Origin of the sequence: Bacteroides sp. AF32-8BH (assembly GCF_003435205.1) — a bacterium.
Lineage (GTDB): Bacteria > Bacteroidota > Bacteroidia > Bacteroidales > Bacteroidaceae > Bacteroides > Bacteroides ovatus.
In genome coordinates this window covers 1-4552 of record NZ_QVLZ01000091.1, presented here as the reverse complement: position 1 = coordinate 4552, position 4552 = coordinate 1, and the positions used below count along the sequence as shown (strand labels likewise).

Here is a 4552-nt window from a genome sequence, read left to right as displayed (position 1 = left end):
CCCAATGTCCGGCGAAGTCATCTGTGCAAAGTTGGTTTTCCGGGTCCTGTCCATACTCTACTAAATAATTAGTCCATGTCGTTAGAATGTCCCAATATTTCTTAGCATAATCTGCATTACCTTCAATTTTCGAAATAGCTGCAGTTAGAATCACCATATTACCACTTTCTTCAATCGGCATGTCACCACCATAAACTTGTCCATTAGCTATTGGATAAGTGCCAAGGTCATGTGCTGCGAAAGGTTTATCCCAGCGACCGCTAGCACTATATTCAAAGATACTAGTCATCATTGCCTTTTGTAAATCAGGATTATAGACCAAAAACAGGGGAGCAGACGGATAGGTCAGGTCGACTGTATTGATACAACCATTACTGTTATTCTCTTTAGAGAACCACATCAGATTGCCTTCTTTGTCTGTAAATAGTTTGTGAGCAGAAATAACTTGACGATAGGCTGCAGAACAGATTTCTGCATATTTTTTACCACCAGCTTTTTCTGCATCGCTATAAATAAGCTCATCAAGTGCACGACAACGCTCCATGATGGATTGATAGTTATCTCTTAGTTTTTCGAAAGCATCAAAAATCGTTACTTTACCATCATGCTTCCAATATCCCATACGTTTCTCATACATATATTCAATGGAATAAATGTCATCATAACCGATCATCAAGAAACCATCTTTACCATCTTTGGTAACAGTTCCAAAATTATGTACATAAGCCATTGCAGGAGTATTTTCTTCCCGACGAGTAATCCATTTGCTTTTACTTGAAGCTAAAGTTCCATTTTTAACAAAAGCTTCCTTCATTCCGCTATAGTCACCCAAACTTATAGATTTTCCTGCTCCATTTACACTACCAAGATATACATATCCCCAGTCAGCACAAATCAAATCACCTTTACGATCACATATCGGCTGGTTGATGGTGCCAGCTTCTACATAACTAATACCATTTTTCGATAATGTACGTGCAATAGTAGGTTGAGTAGTCTCATTCACTGCTAATACCGGAGTCGTTTCTATATAGAATTGTACATCATGCTCTTTTTTATCAAGAGGACGCACACGATAGGAGATGTAGTTAATCGGAGTTGACAACAAATCCAAGTCATCTATCAATTGAGGTGCTGTAAATACGACATCTAATTCGACTGGTCCGCAAGTGAATGTATAGTAACTGGAAGTGGCTAGTACATCTACCGATTTCTGTACAGCCTCATTTTCAAATGTTACTGCATTTTTCTTTTCACGATATAAACCAAAATCCACATAAGATCCTCCTGTCGTGTTATGACAATGTGCTGCAATCACATTTTTACCATTACGAAGCTTCTTCTTGGCTTCGTCTGAAAGTTTTAGATTTACATTATTCTTCCATACGAGATCTGTAGCAACCAGTTTTTCTCCATTTAAATATAATTCGAATACATCGTCATGAGAATAAATAAGAAAAATATTCTCTGTTAAATCCAAATCATTTATTTCAAATGTACGTCGGATATAAATATCTGTATTATCTCCTTTCCATTCTGTGCGAACACGTGGCATATCACGGCTACCGAAAGCTGCTTTACCTTTTTTCCAACTACTATCATCAAACTGGAATTCTTGCCATCCATTTGCTGGTTGACTATTAGTATATGCAGCCTCCCAACGTTCCACATTTGTCATGGGAGCAATAGGTATTAGAGCTACTTGATCTTTACCCAGGAAACGATACACTTTACCATCTACGCGTAAAGCCCCTACTAATGGCTTCTTAGCTGTAGTCCAGTGTTCTGTACTTCCTTCCATTAATTTATCATAAGGAGACTAGATAGAGAAGTGAGGATCTGAAACAACGATAGGTACCGATGGAGTACGTAGCGCTACCTCTTTTACTGGTTTAAATAAGTTGCCGGTTTGAGCATTTGCGAATAAACCGACCGAAAAGGCCATTACTGTTAGTAGTTTCTTCATAAATATTTTCTAATTAATCTACAATTTTAAGGTTACCCATCTACAATCTTGTTTACCTATAAAGAAAAACAAACCCTACGTTTTCTTTTATTTCTCTTTTTACCTTCTTACTATTACCTTTTAAATGCAATCTTACCTTTCTTATCGCTATACCTAAATAATATATTAAAATCAGTACTGTCGAATATTTATAAATGCTAGAGGAAAAGTTTATATAGAATTGTGTGTTTCAGGTAGGACCCAGGATTCATACAAATCCATTTGTTTTTCCATAGCATTTTATTTGTAACGCTACAAAATAATGGAATTAATGCTAAATATTAGGAAAATCTGTGTTCAAGAAAGGACAAAATCTATTCTTTTTTCATATTTTGAGTGTTTTTAAAGTGCAAAATAAGTCTCTTAGAGTGTGCTTTGAGTAGTTTTTTTCCTTTTTGAGCAATATTTATCCACTTTTATTAAGATAGTACAATGTTTTTGGAGGTTCTAGCTTTTAACGATGAGATATTGCTCATATCGAATAGCTTTTGTAATTTTGCAATACGAAAGCAATACAGATTTACTATCGCAAAATATACTCCATATATTAAACCAAAGTACGTCACTCGAGAGGGGACTACTGTCCTCTATGTTCGATATAACTACAATCGAACTAAGCGTACGCTCATCTCTACTGGATACAGTATTAAACCGGAACACTGGGATTCTAAAAAGAGATGGATTAAGCGCGCTTGTCCAAACTATGATGAAATTGATGCCTGCCTGATTAGAATAACGTCCAAGCTTGGAGAAATTCTTACATATGCTAAGATAAACGGAATAAGTCCAACCGTAGATTTTGTTTTACTTGAATTAAAAAAAAATAGAGAATATGAATTACGTCCTAATCGGGTAGATATATTTGACGCATTAGAAAGATATATTACAGAAAAAGCTCTTGTTGTTTCTGCAGACCAAATAAAAGACTACCGAACACTTCGTAAACATCTGATCGCTTTCAAAGAACATTCATCGCAGCCAATTACTTTTCATAACCTGAATCTTATATTTTACAATGAATTCATGGACTATTTATTTTATAAGGTTATAAAGCCCGATGGGAGTGTTGGCTTGCTCACTAATTCTGCAGGAAAAATTATACGTTTGTTAAAGGGATTTGTTAATTATCAAATAGATAAAGGAGTTATTCCTCCAATTGACTTGAAGCATTTTAAGGTCGTAGAAGAAGAAACTGATGCTATTTATTTAAGTGAAAAGGAACTTTCAACAATACACGAGTTAGACTTGTCAGATGATAAGCAATTGGAAGAGATTAGAGATGTTTTTATTACTGGGTGTTTTACAGGACTACGATATAGTGATCTCTCAACATTAAGTCCCGAACATATTGACTTAGATAATGAGATTATAAATCTCAAACAGAGAAAAGTGCATAAAGCTGTCATAATCCCTATGATCGATTATGTACCGGAAATACTCAAGAAGTACAACTATGATTTACCTAAAATTCCTAGATATATATTCAACGAAAGGGTTAAAGAATTAGGGCGAAGAGCAAAACTAAAACAGAAGATCGAAGTCGTTCGCAAGAAAGGGAAAGAACGGGAAAAGAGAGTCTATGAAAAATGGGAGATGATCTCTTCTCATACTTGCCGACGATCGTTTTGCACAAATATGTATTTATCCGGCTTTCCTGCCGGAGAACTTATGCGCATATCCGGGCATAAGAGTCCATCTGCATTCATGAGATATATAAAGGTTGATAATCTACAGGCTGCAAAAAGACTAAAAGAACTTCGAGCTAAACTTGCCAGGTAAAGATTGAAATATTTCATCTTAGTTATTTCAAATCATGTTCTATTTTTCATATATGCAGAAGAATTAAGATTCTATTGAATTGCTAAATAGAAAAAAGAAAGTCACATTTACATTATATATATTCCTTTTATTGAATATATATAGCATAATTCTTTATAAACATGTATTTTTTCCTACTATCGAAAACAAGTTTTGATATAATGAAACAAGTCGTTGGTTTAAAAGGAACATTTCCTACCTTTAAAAGAAACTACTTATTGGTTTAAAATAAACCACACTATGGACTCCTGAATGGGGTTCTAACATCTACTTTCCTTATTACCTTAAGCTATCACACAATAACATTTCTCTGCAAAATAGCATAAAAAGATAGATAAATCATTCCAGAAAGTTTTATTTACGTCGAATTCATTCAACAAGAGTAATTATTCAATCTATTTGATTTTTAATATCTTAAAATGTTGCTAGTTTTTATGTCATAAAAGAAATTACATGGATAAATGAAAAGAGAGAGAGGAAAAATATTCATTTTTTCAGATTAGTCCATTTCTCATCTTAGACTACCACTACATTTATCCATTAACTTTTTATTTATTAAAAGTCTGCTCATAAGTTAGAATTTTGTACTTTATTTAATAGCCATAACAACACAAAGACAATACAGAGCAAAGATAATCATCTGTATTTCAAATAATTGATAAATGGCAGTTTAGTCTGGACAGGACCCGGAAAACCAACTTTGCACAGATGACTTCGCCGGACATTGGG

At 34.3% G+C, this 4552-nt stretch carries 1 protein-coding gene and 1 pseudogene; one reads left to right on the top strand and one right to left on the bottom strand.

Features of this window, described 5'->3' with window-relative positions; all coding sequences use genetic code 11:
- Positions 1-1966, bottom strand: a pseudogene (locus DWZ47_RS29930) (glutaminase domain-containing protein); the annotation flags it as partial.
- A gap of 471 nt (positions 1967-2437) precedes the next feature.
- Between DWZ47_RS29930 and DWZ47_RS29925 the strand changes: the two are divergent.
- Positions 2438-3784, top strand: a complete 1347-nt coding sequence (locus DWZ47_RS29925) for a site-specific integrase (protein ID WP_004307639.1) — start codon at positions 2438-2440, stop codon at positions 3782-3784.
- Positions 3785-4552 lie beyond the last annotated feature (768 nt).